Here is a 16,095-nt window from a genome sequence, read left to right as displayed (position 1 = left end):
CATGAAACAGTCTTTTTCTGTTGCTTTCATCGCCCTCGCCATCGGTGGTGGCCTAGGGTATTTCACGAACGCCTATTTCGCTAATGAGCAGTTAGGTGCAAGCCACAGTGCGAGCAGCAACGAGCCGCTTTACTGGGTGGCCCCCATGGATCCAAACTACAAGCGAGATAAACCGGGTAAATCACCAATGGGGATGGATCTGATCCCCGTCTATGAAGAGGATCTGGCTGGAAGCAATGATGATCCAGCCGGCACAGTTACAATCAGCCCGGCTGTCGAAAATAACCTTGGCGTCAAAACCACCCAAGTGACACACCAGCAGCTTGCACCTAAGATTGATAGCGTCGGTTACGTCAGCTTCGACGAAAGTCAGCTGTGGCAAATCAACAGCCGTGTCAGTGGCTGGATCAAAAATCTCAGTGTCAATGCCATCGGCGAGCGGGTGCTCGCTGGGCAAGTCTTGTTCGAAATCTACTCACCCGATCTGGTACGGGCCCAGGAAGAGCTACTCAATGCCAAGCGCATGGGCAAAGCAGTACTGGTCAATGGCGCCAAGGACCGCTTGCGCTCATTAGGTGTTGATAACGGCCAAATTAACGATATTCTCCGCCGTGGAAAAACCCGCCAGCACATTGCGATCAAAGCCCCTGCCGATGGCGTTATTGCCACCCTTAACATCCGCAATGGTGCTTACCTATCACCACAGCAAACCGTCATCAGCGGTGGCTCGTTATCTGATGTCTGGGTCGATGCCGAAGTGTTTGAGCGCCAAGCCCATTGGATCACCCCGGGGACAAGCGCAGATATGTGGGTTGATGCCCTTCCGGGTAAAAGCTGGCAAGGCCGGGTCGACTATATTTACCCTATTTTAGATCCCGCTACCCGCACCTTGAGAGTGCGCCTGAAGTTCAGCAACAGTGAAGCTAACCTCAAGCCAAATATGTTTGCTAACCTGAACCTAATCCCGCAAACCAAGGAATCTGTCTTGGTGATACCGGAGCAAGCGGTGATCCGTTCCGGCAGAATGGCACGCGTCGTCCTTGCCCTTGGTGAAGGTAAATACCGATCTGTTCGCATTGAAACAGGGCGAACCGCCGCTGGTATGGTTGAGATCCTCGATGGCCTGACCGCTGATGATACCGTCGTTACCTCAGCCCACTTTATGCTAGATTCTGAATCTAGCCAAAACGCTGACCTCAGCCGAATTAATACTCACACTCCAGCAGAACCCGTCAACCAAGTCCACACCACTGGTGTAATCCAAAATATCATGTTGGATCATAAAATGTTGACGCTGGAGCACCCACCAATCCCAGAGTGGGGCTGGCCAGCCATGACCATGGATTTCACCGTCAGCGATGACAGTGACTTGAGCCAGTTTGTCGGTGGTCAATCGGTCCGGTTTCTAGTTACCAAACAGGAAAATGGCCAATATACGCTTTCAGATATAAAAGTTGATGACGGGCAAAGCGGCACGATGACTGATCATAGCGCAATGGATCATAGTGCTCATGATCAACAAAGCAGTGATCACAGTACCATGGACCACAGCAGTATGGATCACAGCACCATGGACCACAGCAGTATGCCCCCTGTGAACAAGGAGGCTGAGCAATGATCAGTGCCGTGATCCGGTGGTCAATCCAAAATCGCTTTCTGGTTTTGGTTGCCACCGCTTTCTTGATTGCCTCTGGCCTATACAGCGTCAGGCAAACCCCGATTGACGCCATTCCGGACCTGTCTGACGTACAGGTTATTATCAAAACCAGCTACCCGGGCCAAGCACCGCAGGTGGTGGAAGATCAGGTCACCTACCCGCTGACCACCGCCATGCTGGCAGTACCAGGGGCAGAAACCGTCCGGGGTTACTCCTTCTTCGGCGATTCCTACGTCTATATCATCTTCAACGATGATACTGACATGTACTGGGCGCGCTCGCGGGTACTGGAGTACCTCAGTCAAGTTGCCCCTAACTTGCCTGATAGCGCTAAGCCAACATTGGGGCCTGATGCCACCGGTGTGGGCTGGATTTACAGCTATGTACTGGTGGATAAAACCGGCCAGCACGATTTGAGCGAGCTGAGAAGCCTGCAAGACTGGTTCTTGAAATACGAACTACAAACCGTTGAAGGCGTGTCGGAAATCGCCACCGTTGGCGGTATGGTCAAACAGTACCAAGTCCAGATTGATCCAAACAAGCTGCGTGCTTACAACCTGACGCTACAACAGGTCAATATGGCGATTCAGGCCGGTAACCAAGAAGCAGGAGCCTCTGTGGTTGAGATCGCCGAGGCAGAGCACATGGTTCGGGCTACCGGCTATGTCACCAACATCGACGATCTTAAGAACCTGCCGCTCAAGGTCACCGAAAAAGGAACACCGCTGCTGCTTGGTGATATTGCCGATATCAATCTCGGGCCGCAAATGCGCCGGGGGATCTCGGAGCTAAACGGTGAAGGCGAAGCCGTTGGCGGTGTTGTTGTCATGCGCTTTGGCGAAAATGCCCAACAAGTCATCAGCAACGTTAAAGACAAATTAGCAGACCTAGAGCGCAGCTTGCCTGATGGCGTGGAGATCGTGACCACCTATGACCGCTCTGGCTTGATCGACAGTGCGGTAAACAACCTCTACGAGAAATTAATCGAAGAGTTCATTGTCGTCGCTATCGTCTGCGCCCTGTTCCTGTTCCACTTCCGCTCCTCACTGGTAGTGATGATCAGCCTGCCGATCGGCATTCTGTCGGCATTTATCATCATGCACTGGCAAGGGATCAACGCCAACATCATGTCACTGGGCGGCATTGCGATTGCTATCGGGGCCATGGTCGATGGTGCCATCGTAATGATAGAAAACGTCCATAAGCATATTGAACGGACCCCGCTCACGGATAAAAACCGTTGGCAGGTGATCAGCCGAGCAGCGGAAGAAGTCGGTGCCCCGCTATTTTTCTCGCTCATTATCATCACCTTGAGTTTTGTACCTGTGTTTGCTTTGGAAGGGCAAGAAGGCAAGATGTTCTCGCCATTGGCTTTCACCAAAACCTACGCCATGGCAGCGTCTGCAGGTTTAGCCATCACCCTGGTACCGGTACTGATGGGCTACCTGATCCGTGGTAACGTGATGCCCGAGCATAAGAACCCGATCAACCGCGTGGTGATCGCGATCTACCGTCCATTGCTCAACTTTAGCTTGGCGTTCCCAAAAACCGTCATTGTCATTGCGCTGGCATTAATGGCATCGGCCTATTACCCAGTACAAAAGATGGGCAGTGAGTTCATTCCTCCGCTGGATGAAGGCGACTTGATGTACATGCCAACAACCTACCCGGGTATATCAATCGGTAAGGCACGCGAATTGTTGCAGCAAACCGACAAGCTGATCATGACCATCCCAGAGGTGAAGACGGTCTGGGGCAAAATTGGTCGGGCAGAAACCGCCACCGACCCCGCGCCGCTGACCATGATCGAGACCATTATCCAGCTCAAACCTAAGGAGGAATGGCGCGAAGGGGTCACCACAGAAAGCTTACGTCGTGAGCTGGATAGCTTGGTTCAGTTCCCCGGCTTGACCAACGCATGGGTGATGCCAATCAAAACCCGTATCGACATGCTGGCCACCGGTATTAAAACCCCGATAGGGATCAAAATTGCCGGCCCAGAGCTCAAGCAAATTGAGCAAATTGGGGCCCAGCTGGAAACCGTATTGCAAGAGGTTGATGGCACAGCGTCTGTCTATGCCGAGCGAGTCGCCGGTGGCCGTTACATCACCATGGATATCAAACGCCGTGAAGCCGCCCGTTATGGCTTGAGCATTCGTGATATCCAACAGGTGATCAGTACCGCTGTTGGTGGCATGAACGTTGGAGAGTCTGTCGAGGGGCTGGAACGCTACCCTATCAATGTCCGCTATCCGCAAAGCTACCGTGATTCATTGGATAAATTGCGTAACCTACCGCTTGTTACCCCTAACGGTGCCCGCATAGCACTGGCTGATGTCGCCGATATTCGCTTCGAAGATGGCCCACCGATGATCAAAACCGAAAATGCCCGCCCGAATGGCTGGGTCTTTATCGACATCGATGGCCGCGATCTGGGCTCTTATGTCCAGGATGCACAACAAGTGGTTGCCGAGCAACTTGCACTCCCGGCCGGTTATTCACTGGTATGGTCCGGCCAATACGAATACATGGAGCGGGCCAAGGCACGGCTAACTGTCGTGGTTCCTGCCACCATTGCCATCATTATGATGCTGCTCTACCTCAGCTTCCGCCGTGTCGGTGAAGTGATGATCATCATGGGCACCCTACCACTGGCGATGGTTGGCGGTATCTGGCTGATGGAATGGCTGGGATACAACTTCTCGATTGCCGTTGGTGTTGGCTTCATCGCCCTGGCCGGTGTAGCGGTAGAAATCGGGGTCATCATGCTGGTTTACCTCAATCAGGCCTGGAAGTACCAGCTGGAAGAAGCCGAGCACACCAACAAGCCATTGACGCTTGCGTCACTCAACAAGGCAATTCAGGAAGGTGCAGGGCTGCGGGTACGGCCAATCATGATGACCGTCTCCACCGTGATCATCGGCCTTATCCCCATTATGTATGGCTCAGGTACCGGCTCAGAAGTGATGCAGCGTATTGCTGCCCCGATGATTGGGGGGATGTCGTCAGCCTTGTTACTCACATTGGTGGTATTACCCGCGGCCTTCCAACTATGGAAACGCATTAGCTACAAACTCACGAAATAAAAACAAACAATATTCCCGGTGCTCAGCACCGGGTAAGGAATTATGATGAAACTAAAAGCGACTTTAACTCTTGCTCTATTGCTCACCACACCCATGACGTTTGCTGCGGGTGATCACGCCCATAACCATGGCGATCACAGCGCGATGTCGGGACATCACGCTATGTCTGGTCATGGAGAAATGTCTGGTCACGGAGCAATGTCTGGCCACGGTGATATGGCGTCAGCGGTTGGCATGCCAGCCCCTGCAGCTCAAGCGAGCCAAACCTATCAAGTGGTACTGACTGATGATATGAAAATGCGCATCGAGCCAAACCTGAACATTAAACAAGGTGATGTGGTGCGCTTTGTAATCACCAACAAGGGCCAGATCCCCCACGAATTTTCCATTGGCAGTCTCGACGAGCAGGCCAAGCACCGTGAAATGATGCGAGCCATGCCAGATATGGAGCACCATGATGGTACCACCATCACATTAGCCCCTGGTGAAACGGCGGAAATGGGCTGGCACTTCATGGGGCAGAACTTTGTTGAGTTTTCTTGCAACATTGCGGGCCACTCCGAAGCTGGCATGAAGCGTAATACAATTTTGAAATAACGAGATGGAATACACGATGAAATACCTACTACCTGCAATCTTCCTAGCACTGACCAGCGGCCAAGCATTAGCCAGTGGTGACAGCTTAGACCCAGCCCAAGCTTTCGCTGAACTCACGCCACAAGAGGCACTCAAGCAATCACACCAGTGGCATAGGACTGGCGAGGCAACCGTGAGAATCATGCCTGACGCTATCCATGCTGAGTTCGCCGATGGCACAAAAGCAACCGTACCGGTTGAAGAAGAGTTCCTACTCTCTATTGCTCCGTTCGAGAACGTGACCCATGGCTGTACCTTCCATGTTCCAACAGGCTGCCAAGGGGAAATGGTCAACAAAGCCATGATGGTGGAAATTACCGATACCCAAACCAATGAAGTGGTTCAATCTGGCATGGTGAAAACCCAAAAAGACGGTTTTATTGATTTCTGGATGCCAAAAAATGGTAACTACCAGTTCACCTTCACCTACCAAGACAAAACAGCCACGGAAGTACTGAGCACCGAAGGTAACAGCCGCACCTGCATCACCACTATGCAGCTAATCTAATTCGCTGCATCACGCTATAGCCAACACCCTGCAGACCATCACTCTGCAGGGTGTTTTTCTATACGCCACGAATTCTCTCACCTCTCACTATACTTTGACTTTCAAACTATATGATCGCAAAATACCTTGATAATCAAAATATATAATTACCAAACAAAATAGCTTATACCAATCTGGGGAACACGCATGCACAGCGAGAATTTGCAGCAATGGCAGCACAGCCATGATTTCGTCTCAATCAATCAACAAGGAGAGCGGAGAACACTTTGGGTTCTCGGCCTGACCATCGTAACCATGGTGGCAGAGATCACTGCGGGAACACTGTATGGCTCGATGGCTTTATTGGCTGACGGTTGGCACATGGGCACCCACGCGGCCGCTTTCCTCATAACCCTGTTTGCCTACCGCTATGCACGTAAACATGCCAACAACCCGGCATTCTCATTCGGTACGGGTAAAGTCAGTGTGCTCGGTGGTTTCACCAGTGCCATAGCCCTTGGCCTAGTTGCTTTGCTAATGTTGGTTGAGTCTTTCCATCGCCTACTCAACCCGCAGGCGATACAGTTCAATGAAGCCATTTTCGTCGCTGCGATTGGTTTGGTCGTCAACATCGTCAGTGTATTCCTTTTGCACGGAAACCATCACGATGATCACGGTCACCACCACCATAACCATGATCATGGGCACAGCCATGACCATCATCACGGACATGACCATAACCTGCGCGCGGCCTACTTCCATGTGTTAGCAGATGCGCTGACGTCATTATTGGCTATTGTTGCCCTACTGTTTGGTAAATACCTCGGCTATGACTGGCTTGATGCCATTATGGGCATGGTGGGTGCGGTCATTATTACCCGCTGGGCGTGGGGGTTGATGAAACAAACTAGCCCAATCCTACTCGATGGCAATATCGACCATGGATACCAACAAAAAATCATCGATACGTTGGAGAAAGACACCGACAACAAAGTCAGTGATATCCATATCTGGAAAGTCAGCGCCGATCACTACGCGGCCATGATTTCGCTGGTTACCCACCAGCCCAAGGCAGTCAACGAATACAAGCAATTACTGGCAGAATTCGATAAACTTAGTCATCTCACTATAGAGGTCAACCCGTGCCAAGAGGCACACTGACAACGAGAAAGAAATGAAAGACATTGAACAGTTGAACCATACCATTATCGAATTTTACGAAAAGCTTTCTTCATGGGAGCAATCTGTTGTCCGTGGCAAGGGGTTCTCTCTACCACAGGTCCATGTCGTTGAAATTCTTGGTGCCCATGGTGCGATGAGGATGAAGGAGCTGGCGGATAAAATTGGCGTCACAACCGGAACCCTGACTGTTCAGGTCGATAAGATGGTTAAACTGGGCCTGCTCGTGCGCCGTCCGCACGAATCTGATCGTCGCTCGATTCTGGTTGAACTGACCGAGGATGGCGAGGAGCTGTATCACGAACACGATCAGCTTCACCTTACCCTGACGCAGGACATTACGGCCAAGCTCAGTGCCGAAGAGCGACAGCTGCTGCTCGCATGCCTGACCAAAATGAACCAAGAGTTCTGATCAGAGCTTGCCAGCTCAATCTATACCGATACTGCTCAATACCTCCCCATAAACCCAAGTAACGCGGAGTTACTTGGGTTCGCTGTGCATTCGCACACTCATTGACTGGCTGAATAAACGTCACATAAACATCAATTTATCAATAAATTGTTGGTAACCTCACATCTCCTGCTTACAATCCTGAACCTTTACTGAATAACAGTTGTCTGCTTCTAGACACAACATTCAACACACGGCTGTTTACAGCCCCGGCCACTGAACTTGGTATGACAGAAAGTGACATAACCAAGCTTGGCCTGACATGGATACGGACATGAGTGATACCACCTACGGGCAGTACAACCCGGCTTTTCAGTTTTCCTTTTTACATCCTCGTCATTGGCTCTTATGGACAGTAATGCCCTTTATTTTTCTGCTGGCCATATTGCCGCACAGCGCAAGAAAAGTAATAGCTCGCTTTGCCGCCAAACTGATCTTAAAGAAGAAACGCGGTGCCAAACGAAGGGCGCTGAAAAACATCGAGCTCTGTTTTCCCGACTACGACGAAAAACAACGACTGGCCTTGCTGGAAGATACCTTCACCGTCGCTGGCTGTATTTTGCTTGGCTTTGCCCAACCTTTTATCAAAGGTCGCCGCTACCTGCTCGACAGCCATGATGTCCAGGGGCTTGAACACTTGGAAGCCCTACAACAGCAAGACAAGAACATTATCATGCTGGTGCCCCACAACTGGGCAATTGACTTTTCGGCACTCTATTTTGCCGCCAATGACATGCCGATGGTGGCTATGATCAAACCGCAAACCAATCCCATCATCAACTGGCTGATGAATTTACAGCGCAAGCAATTTGGCGGAAGGATTTACCAGCGCAGCCAAGGCATAAAGCCCTACCTTCGCTCGATCAAGGAAGGTTATCTCGCCTACTACCTGCCTGATGAAGAGCACCAGCTACAGCAAAGTGTATTCGCCCCGTTCTTCGGCCATGAGAAAGCCACAGTCAAAGGGGTCGGCAAACTGGCGAAACTTTCCAATGCAGCCGTGCTGCCGGTCTTTCCTGGCTACGACTTAAACACCGGAAAATTTACCATCACTATCCATCCAGCCTTGGCTGATTTTCCTTCGGGCAACGAACATCAGGATGCGAGCCGGATGAACCAAGAGCTGGAGACGATGATCCGCCAACAGCCGGAGCAGTATATGTGGATCCTCAAGATCTTGCGCACCCACCCGGATGGCAGCAGGCGCTATTAACATCACCAACATACCAGAATGAAAAAGGGCCGAATGCAGTTGCATCCGGCCCTGGTTCTTTCTATCGTTATTGTCTTCTACTGCGTCGTGATTAATACCCGATTAGGTATACGAGTTAAGCCGTTTCTAGCACTTTCACTATCAGGCCATTATCAACTTGCTGCAGCGCTTCAAGCAGTTGCTCAGTATCCACTTCGGTCGGAACATCGACCTGTAGCTCTGCAAAAAACAGGGCCTGTCCGAGATCGGGGACGCCGATACGGTGGTTTTCGATTTTCACGATACCAATGCCAATGTTATCCAAAATACGGGTAATATCATTAACGATACCCGGACGATCACTAGACTCGACCTTCAAGGTAAGGTGATCGGTTTTGATCTCACCCGCCTCCGCGGCTTCAACGATCCGAATATCCAATTCTTGCTGGGCTTGGAAAAGCTCTTTTAGCCGACCCACAGACTGCGCAGGAATATCAATCTTCAAAATCCCGACAACTTGGTTATCCAGCCTGTTGATCTTACTGATCAGCCATTTGCCCCCAAGCTCATGGGTCTTGGCCGCCAATTTATTGATAAGTTGAGGATGATCTTGTCCCGCCAATGTTACGGTTAGTTGAGTATTCATACGCGCTCCCCCTCTACAATCCAGCCAGAAACACACTGGCTATATAGTCAGACTAGCAAGCAAGTCGGCAATGTGCCGTGACCCGGCTCCATTCTGGTTATGAAAATCACGGTATTCCCATACTGGATTCACAAATCCATCTAAAAAAGCCAGTTACGGAAATAACTGGCTTATTCAGGACTGATGATCTTTCAAGCTGACTTAATATTTTCAGCTATTGGTGCGATATTTCTGCAAAACCTCACCCAGCTGACGAGAGGTATCCCCCAGGCTGGTACTGTTATCAACCGACTGCTCACTCATGGTACGGATCACTTCCGACTGGGAGCGGATATCATGCAGCTCTGAGGCAATATCATTGGCAACCGTGGTCTGTTGATGGGCTGCAGTCGCAATCTGGGTACTCATGTCCATGACCTGACGTGCTGATTCGGCAATATTATCCACATCGCGGCCGATTTCGGTGATCATCTCACGGCTGTGGTGCGACTGCTCAAGAGTCACTGCGGTAATGTTAGAGATACTGGTCGTCTCAAGCTGCAGTTTGTCTATCATCGACTGGATCTCAACTGTCGCCTGCTGAGTGCGTCCCGCCAGCGTTCTGACTTCGTCCGCGACCACAGCAAAGCCACGACCTTGCTCGCCGGCACGGGCCGCTTCAATCGCCGCATTCAGCGCAAGCAGGTTAGTTTGTTCAGATATTGCATTGATCGTCGTGATCACCGCATTAATTTCTTCAGCTTTCTCATTGAGGCTACCAACAGCACGTGAGGCTTCATCCGTTTGCTCTGACAGCTGGGTCACTTTAACAATCGCCTGCTGGACATTGTGGTTACCCTGCTCGATGCTTTGCATGTCGGCATCCGATTGATCTGAGGTTTGCTGTGCCAAACCAGCGATATCTTTTGCCGACGCTGTCATTTCTTCCATTGCCGTCGCCACTGAATCGAGCGAGGCATATTGCTGGTTCACTTGCTGGCCTGCACCTTGTGCATCATGACTGAAGTTACCCGCCGCAATCTGCAGGTTATGGGCACTGTGCTTAACGGTATTGACCAATTCGCTCAGGGTGTCCATGGTACGGTCTAACTCAAAGCCAATAATTCCGAACTCATCCCGGCCAACATGGAAACCTAACCGCGACGTCAAGTCACCATCGGCAATACGCTTGGTCGCCTGGTGCATCACCCACAAGGCGCCACCAAGGAAAGTAGCCATCCAATAACATAGCAAGCCAATCGGTAATAATGGGATCAGAGAATAGAAAAAGCGCTGCAAGGCCTGACCTTTTTCGGCCTGCAACAATGCTGATGACTCCTGTGGCAAGCTCACCGTCCCCAGAGGTGTCACCATCATCGCGTACTCTCGGGCAGCCCCACGAGTATTACCGGTAAAATTCACACCTTGCTGTTGCAACATACTGCGCTGGGCATCACTGTCCAAACCTGATGCCTGCACGGTTTCGACCATTGCCGCGAGCCTTGCTTCGGTTACCGCCATTTGCTGCAGCTCAAGTTGAGTCACGCTTTGGCGGTAGTGCAACCCGGCAATCGCCGTGACGACCGCGGCAATCAGTGCAAAGAGCACCCAAAACTTATCGTTGACCGACATTTTGACAAACAGTCTGTCAACGGTACGAAATTCAACCTCTCTCATTGTCGTTCCCTGTAGTTATTATTAGGTTTGCCATATGGTAACAGCTCACCGATTGCAGTTGTGATGCAGGGTATATTTTTACGACAACACGGATGGTTAATTTCACCAAAAGTCGATCTTTATCACGAACGATGTCGCGTTGATGCTTCTAGTGACATACGGACATAAAAAAACCGGCCGGTACCACTCCGAAACCCAGAGCGATACCAACCGGTTTTTACATACGATTTTTCGCGGATAAACGAAGCTGAGCTTAGATACCTGCGCGCTTGAACAAACCAGCCATCAATGGTGAGTTTGCTTTAACTTGCTTGGATTTAGTCTTGAACTCACGTGCTAACGAGGTATCTTTGATATCGTTGGCAATGTAAATCATTGACTGGTACATATCACCTGCCGTTTTGATACGAGCGGTATCGTTCATTGGGCTGATGATCTTCACCACATCGGTGCCTTTCATACCATTTTTAGTTGCGTAATTCTCAACAGAATCCAGCAGCTTATCTAAATCCACTACGAAGTCAGAATTTTCAACACCTAACTTCTTAATCTCTTTCAGGTTACGTTTGCGCACCCGATTAATAATAAATGCTGGCTTATTGATCATCTTGTAACCGAAGAAACCGGCAAGAATCAGCAAGGCAACACCACCAGCTACATAACCCCAAATCGAACCCGAAGATTCAGCAACCGGCTGGATCACTTCGGCGGCGGTTGTAACAGACACTGGTACATCAGACATATTGGTAACCTTTCATTTCTCTGGAACAGAACAACAGTGACATTATGCACTCCAGCAACAAAGAACTATGCGTTTTATCAATTTTTGTTGCAAATAGGGTGACCGACTTCAAGCTTTGGTGATTACCCTGGCAAATATATCGTGCCACAAAGCATAACATTTCACAAAAATCAGTTTTGGCATTTAATAAAAATGAAATTTGGCCTTGTCGATAACTGCTCAAAACGCTGTAGATCAATGTTAGCCATTTCAGGCGCAGGCTTGCCTTCTGAAAGCCCACTCACACTCATACCCGATAGCAAAATCGCGTCAAAGAGTTCGGTGAGCGATCGGCGATAAAATGACACTTCTACCGGTTGGCCAATGGTATCCCACTCTTCAGTGATCAGCTCTCGTTTGAAATAATTTCCCGACGGCGAAACCTCAAAATCCACCAGCGGGTGGTGGGTAGAAAACACAAAAACCCCGCCTTTTACCAAGCAACGTTGAACATCTTTGAATAACGGCAACAAATCCGGTAAGTAGTGTACGGCCAGCGGGCAGATAATAAGATCATAACCACCATCCGCTTCTTTCGGGAGGCCTTGATTCAAGTCCTGCACATAACACTGCAACTGACCAGAGAGCTTTTCATTGACCATTTCAACCATTTGTGGCGACACGTCAACTGCGGTTACTTCAGCGCCTTGCGCCAGCAAATACTCAGCATACACACCGGAACCACAGGCCAGATCCAACACCCGCTTACCTTTCAGTTCAGGCAGCATCGCCTGCAATGAAGGACGCTCAAGCATTGCATTAAAAATATTATCTTGGACTGCACGGTCATACTCTTTGGCAAAACGGCCATACATGGGGCTTTTCATGATTAAAAACTCTGCTAGTTGTCAATTGGGTTATATCGCTGGAAGGAAGGCTGGCACTGGATAAGTAGCAGGAATAGTGTATACCGTATTCACTTTTTTATTAATGGTTATGTCATTGTCTTTTCTTGTTGCTGCGTATAAATTCAATCTACTCGAACCACTGCAAAATGCTGCTGTGATCATGGCATAACTATTATAGAGAAATTATGAGTATCGATACCTTATTCGCTTTTGGCAGCATTGTCTTTTTTCTTGCGGTGATCCCCGGACCCAATGCCTTGCTGATCTTGTTTACTGCCCTGACCCAAAGCAAACGCTTTGCGATTGCCAATATTCTGGGTGTCAGCTTGGGATTTATGATCCATGCTTTTATTTCGGCTAAGGGGCTCAGCCTGCTGTTGTCCCAATCGGCGATGGCGTTCAATCTCTTTAAGTGGCTCGGGGTGATTTACCTGATCTGGCTCGGGATCAACAACATTAGAAATGGCTTTAAACTGGCAGACACCAAACTGCAGCTCGACAACATCATCAAAAAACAGAGCTTTAAAGACAGTTTTATCAAGGGATTACTGACAAACATGTTGAACCCGAAAATTGTGTTGTTCTACTTGTCTATCTTTCCGCAATTTGTCTCACCGGATCATATCTTGGAGCAAAGCCTGATACTGGGCCTGCTGCAGGCATCCATAGTGACCAGCTGGTTCTGCTTCGTTATCTTCTTTGCCACAAGAATGCGGTCTTTGCTCACTACCCCAAAAACCAGCAAGTGGCTTAATTATGTCAGCGGCAGCCTCTTCATTTCATTCGGTGTCGGACTGGCTAATACCAGAGTGTGATTGCGGCTTGGGCCTCAATATCTCCGGCAGCTTTCAGATCAAACATTGGCTGGTGAGTCCCACCAGCCAATAGCTTGATATCATGAATTGACTTGATGTCGGTATGACGTTACAAGGCCTGCTTTACACCGATGCAATACACGTCCAGCAGCTGCAGTTCTTGGTCCAGCACCAGAATATCCGCGTCTTTACCGGCTTCCAGGCGACCTTTGCGATCTGAGACCCCAGCCAATGTTGCCGGGTTTTCACTGGCGATTCGGGCAACGGAGCATAACCCGTAATCGAGACGGTCTACGACAGCCCGTACTGATTCGAGGAAGTTCATCTCCAGCCCTTCCACCTCTTTGTAGCAGCATGGGTTGACCTGCTTCACCGTGCCGTCGTCATGGGTCAAAAACAGCTGGCCATCTTTGACATTGAAAGTCTCTTTGCGCAGGTAGTGGTAGAACTCGTAACCATCCGGGAAGTCGGCATAGCCCATACAATCTGTCATCATCACCAAACGGCGATCTTTTTTCAGCCGATACAGGATATCGAACGCTTCATGGCGGATGGTGATCCCGGTTTGCTTGGCCACTTCTGCATACACATCCTGGTGGTACATCAAGGCACCAACCACGCCCAGCTCACGGTGGTGGAAGCCACGCATCCCGCTGAACGCATGGGTAAAATGGTTCAAGCCTGCTTCAATGGCTTCAGTGATCTGATCAAACGTCGCCGCGGTATGGCCCGCCGATGCCGTGATCCCCTTGCTGCGCATGTGGCGGATCAGATCGAGGCTACCCTCTACCTCCGGGGCCAATGTCATTAGGCGGACATTGCCACCCGATAGTGCATTGAAGTGATCAAATCCTTCAATACTCGGTTGCTGGATACTGTCCTCCCGCTGCAACCCCAGATATTCTTGGTTGATGTACGGGCCTTCCATATGTACACCTACCGGCTCGGCACCCATTGCAGGCTGATACTCGGCAATATGCTCTGCCGCTGCCTGCAGCGAACCTTCGAGGAAATCATTGGGCATGGTGCCACTGGTCGGCAGGTATGAGGTTACCCCGACCTTCGGCAAGTCTTCACTCATATGGCGCAGGGAATCGGCCGTACCCTTGTAGGCGAATGAGCCTCGGCCCCAGCCATGGATATGAATATCGATAAAGCCCGGCATGATATTGTGCTCGCTATGATCGATATACTCGCCAGCATACTCACTGTGGATAGCCGTGATCTTACCGTTTTTGACCTCAAGGAAGCCTGCTACCTCACCATCTGGGGTAATGATATGATCCGATTTAATAACAAAATGACTCACGGTTATTTCCCCTGTAAGGCCAGTTGGGCAAATTGCTCGGCAATCTCCGCACATAGCCCGGTATAACACGCAGGATCAAGCATCTCCTTGATTTCCTGCTCGCTGAAGTGTTCGGTGATCACCGGGTTATTAGCCAATACAATGTTGTAATCAATCCCCTGATGAGTACTTTCCATCGCCAGTTCGTACACCAGCTCATGGGCCGGGTCTTTACCCAAGCGCTCAACTAGGTTCATCATGATTTTCTCACTGTTGATCAATCCCTTGGTGATCATCACATTGTCGAACATCCGCTCGCGGTTAATGACCAGAGTCCGGGTCAGCTCCTCGGCACGCAGGATGATTTCAGCCATCAGCTCGATGCTTTCCTGCAAGCTGGCGTCATAGATGAAATATGCCGAGCTGTCGGCTTCAAACGGACGCGGTGCTACGTACATGCTGGCGGTCTGTACTGAATACAACTTCTGGGAATTGGCAATGATCCCTTTTGCCAGCTTCGGGTTGACCTTCTGCGGCATGGTGCTGCTACCCACCGTCCCCTTGGTGAAGGCTTCCGATACTTCGGCAAACTCTTCGCTGGACGTTTGATACACCTCTTCGGCAATCTTGTGGTAGGTCGTGGCCAGCAAGCACAGGTTGGTAATGTACTCGGCGCGGAAAATACGCGTATTGCGCGATGGAATTGGCATTGAGTGCATTCCCAGCTTCTCTGCCACAAGATCCTGTACCTTGCGGCCTTGCTCGCCGGTCGCATGGAAAGCGCCCACCGCACCGCCCATCATCACAGTGAACACCCGTTTTTCGGCTTCCTGCATTCGCTCTTTCGCGGCCATCAGCTCGTTAATCCACACTGCGACCTTATAACCGTAGGTAATTGGCAGCGCGTGCTTGCCATGGGTACGGCCCGCCATAACCGTATCTTTATGCTCAGCCGCCAGACGACCGAGATTAACAATGGTACGGTCAACAAAATCCATCAGCTTGTCGTGGAACTTCTTCACCTGTAATAGATGGGCACTCTGCTGGATATTCTGTGTCGTCACCCCGTAGTGAACATACTTGCCACTTTCTTCGTCGCAGGCCTCGACCAGCACCTTGATGAGAGGCACGAAGCCATGGCCGATTTTTTGGTAGATTTCATTCATCCGTACCAAATCAATCTTGTCGATATGGCTGTTTTCGGCGATGTTTCGGGCCGCTTCAGCAGGGATCATCCCGACCTCAGCCTGTGCCTGCGCCAGCGCTGACTCTAAATCAAGCCAGGACTGAATGCGGGCGTCGTTTGAGAAGAGAGCTTTCATCCCTTCGTCATCAATGGTTTTGCTCTTTGAATCGTATAAAGCACGCATCAG

14 protein-coding genes are annotated in these 16,095 nt (G+C 50.3%); 8 read left to right on the top strand and 6 right to left on the bottom strand.

The genetic code is table 11. The features are described 5' to 3' along the window. Window position 1 precedes the first annotated feature (1 nt). The 7 genes from L4D79_RS18940 (at window position 2) to lpxM (ending at window position 8,709) form a co-directional block, all read left to right on the top strand. Window positions 2-1,618 (top strand): efflux RND transporter periplasmic adaptor subunit, encoded by a 1,617-nt coding sequence (locus L4D79_RS18940; RefSeq protein ID WP_428653180.1) that lies wholly within the window; start codon window positions 2-4, stop codon window positions 1,616-1,618. Further along, window positions 1,615-4,743 (top strand): efflux RND transporter permease subunit, encoded by a 3,129-nt coding sequence (locus tag L4D79_RS18935; RefSeq protein ID WP_428653178.1) that lies wholly within the window; start codon window positions 1,615-1,617, stop codon window positions 4,741-4,743. The genes L4D79_RS18940 and L4D79_RS18935 overlap by 4 nt, the downstream gene beginning before the upstream one ends. Window positions 4,744-4,788: 45 nt before the next feature. Continuing rightward, window positions 4,789-5,340: a cupredoxin domain-containing protein gene (locus tag L4D79_RS18930; protein ID WP_428653175.1), complete on the top strand. Its 552-nt coding sequence runs from the start codon at window positions 4,789-4,791 to the stop codon at window positions 5,338-5,340. Window positions 5,341-5,356: 16 nt separating this feature from the next. Beyond that, window positions 5,357-5,887, top strand: coding sequence for a CueP family metal-binding protein (locus L4D79_RS18925; RefSeq protein WP_428653173.1), 531 nt, complete (start codon window positions 5,357-5,359; stop codon window positions 5,885-5,887). A gap of 186 nt (window positions 5,888-6,073) precedes the next feature. Then, window positions 6,074-7,027, top strand: coding sequence for a CDF family Co(II)/Ni(II) efflux transporter DmeF (gene dmeF / locus L4D79_RS18920; RefSeq protein WP_428653171.1), 954 nt, complete (start codon window positions 6,074-6,076; stop codon window positions 7,025-7,027). A gap of 13 nt (window positions 7,028-7,040) precedes the next feature. Then, on the top strand, window positions 7,041-7,457 hold the full coding sequence (locus L4D79_RS18915; protein ID WP_428653169.1) for a MarR family winged helix-turn-helix transcriptional regulator: 417 nt from the start codon (window positions 7,041-7,043) through the stop codon (window positions 7,455-7,457). A 313-nt stretch (window positions 7,458-7,770) separates the two neighbouring features. Further along, on the top strand, window positions 7,771-8,709 hold the full coding sequence (gene lpxM / locus L4D79_RS18910) for a lauroyl-Kdo(2)-lipid IV(A) myristoyltransferase (RefSeq protein ID WP_428653167.1): 939 nt from the start codon (window positions 7,771-7,773) through the stop codon (window positions 8,707-8,709). A gap of 115 nt (window positions 8,710-8,824) precedes the next feature. On the opposite strand, the gene L4D79_RS18905 is transcribed toward lpxM, so the two are convergent. The 4 genes from L4D79_RS18905 to L4D79_RS18890 all read right to left on the bottom strand — a co-directional run bounded on the left by L4D79_RS18905 (window position 8,825) and on the right by L4D79_RS18890 (window position 12,598). Beyond that, window positions 8,825-9,334, bottom strand: coding sequence for a glycine cleavage system transcriptional repressor (locus L4D79_RS18905; protein ID WP_428653164.1), 510 nt, complete (start codon window positions 9,332-9,334; stop codon window positions 8,825-8,827). Window positions 9,335-9,544: 210 nt separating this feature from the next. Then, window positions 9,545-10,990 (bottom strand): methyl-accepting chemotaxis protein, encoded by a 1,446-nt coding sequence (locus L4D79_RS18900; RefSeq protein ID WP_428653162.1) that lies wholly within the window; start codon window positions 10,988-10,990, stop codon window positions 9,545-9,547. 253 nt (window positions 10,991-11,243) lie between these two features. Further along, a complete protein-coding gene (locus L4D79_RS18895) occupies window positions 11,244-11,732 on the bottom strand; it encodes a hypothetical protein (RefSeq protein ID WP_428653160.1) in 489 nt (162 codons plus the stop codon). A 170-nt stretch (window positions 11,733-11,902) separates the two neighbouring features. Next, entirely contained in the window at window positions 11,903-12,598 is a 696-nt protein-coding gene (locus L4D79_RS18890; protein WP_428653158.1) for a class I SAM-dependent DNA methyltransferase, read from the bottom strand. 206 nt (window positions 12,599-12,804) lie between these two features. Between L4D79_RS18890 and L4D79_RS18885 the strand changes: the two genes are divergently transcribed. Beyond that, entirely contained in the window at window positions 12,805-13,434 is a 630-nt protein-coding gene (locus tag L4D79_RS18885; protein WP_428653154.1) for a LysE family translocator, read from the top strand. A 109-nt stretch (window positions 13,435-13,543) separates the two neighbouring features. Here L4D79_RS18885 and nagA read toward each other — a convergent pair whose 3' ends face one another. Both nagA and L4D79_RS18875 read right to left on the bottom strand, forming a co-directional pair. Then, complete coding sequence (gene nagA / locus L4D79_RS18880) at window positions 13,544-14,743, bottom strand: N-acetylglucosamine-6-phosphate deacetylase (protein ID WP_428653151.1); 1,200 nt, start codon at window positions 14,741-14,743, stop codon at window positions 13,544-13,546. A gap of 2 nt (window positions 14,744-14,745) precedes the next feature. Next, window positions 14,746-16,092, bottom strand: coding sequence for a class-II fumarase/aspartase family protein (locus L4D79_RS18875; RefSeq protein ID WP_428653149.1), 1,347 nt, complete (start codon window positions 16,090-16,092; stop codon window positions 14,746-14,748). Between the last annotated feature and the right edge of the window lie 3 nt (window positions 16,093-16,095).

It is taken from the genome of Photobacterium satsumensis (assembly GCF_050336935.1).
Taxonomy (GTDB): Bacteria; Pseudomonadota; Gammaproteobacteria; order Enterobacterales; family Vibrionaceae; genus Photobacterium; species Photobacterium satsumensis.
This window is presented reverse-complemented; position numbering and strand designations above follow the sequence as displayed.